This is a genomic window from Gilvibacter sediminis, from assembly GCF_028561565.1.
GTDB classification, from domain to species: domain Bacteria; phylum Bacteroidota; class Bacteroidia; order Flavobacteriales; family Flavobacteriaceae; genus Gilvibacter; species Gilvibacter sediminis.
Genome location: NZ_JAQQTE010000017.1, coordinates 1 through 664, shown reverse-complemented (window position 1 = coordinate 664; position 664 = coordinate 1). Strand labels below are relative to the sequence as shown.

General features: G+C 39.5%; 2 tRNA genes. Both read left to right on the top strand.

Annotated elements, in window-relative coordinates:
- Positions 1-24 precede the first annotated feature (24 nt).
- Positions 25-98: transfer RNA gene (locus POW22_RS10370), tRNA-Ile, on the top strand.
- 188 nt (positions 99-286) lie between these two features.
- Positions 287-360, top strand: a tRNA-Ala gene (locus tag POW22_RS10365).
- Positions 361-664 lie beyond the last annotated feature (304 nt).

The window sequence follows — 664 nt, the reverse complement described above, 5'->3', positions numbered from 1 at the left end:
TACTGTCAATTTAATTAATAATGCAGTCTCATAGCTCAGCTGGTTAGAGCGCTACACTGATAATGTAGAGGTCGGCAGTTCGAGTCTGCCTGAGACTACAAAGTAGGCGAAGGCAAAGGCGAGAAGCCTGTCCTGTACTTGATACAGGGAGTCTGCCTGAGACTACAGGGCGAGTCGAAAGACATGCGACGTTCATTGTAATAAATGATATTTTGGAAATTTTAGAAGTTGAGTACTTCATCAATTAAAAAGGAGGGGTTATTGGCTTCTTTGTTTTTAAAAGCATGGGGAATTAGCTCAGCTGGCTAGAGCGCCTGCCTTGCACGCAGGAGGTCATCGGTTCGACTCCGATATTCTCCACAGATAAATACTTTAAAAAGTAGAATCGCAGTGAAGATTAAGCGTAGAAAGCTCGCTTTCTTAAGCTTAATTGAAGCGAGATTCTTTTAAAGTATTTTCAAGATGTGAGTTTGAAGTTGGCTACCGCAGGTAGCACTCCGAAAAACGAGCAGCTTGATAAAATATTTGGTCATTGACCTTATAAGGTATCCTAAACTACCTTTTAAGCGAGATCAAAAACGTTCATTGACATATTGGGAAAAGAAATACGAGAAAGCAAGTTATTTGTTTGTAATCATAGATTACAGACATCGAAAATAAATTT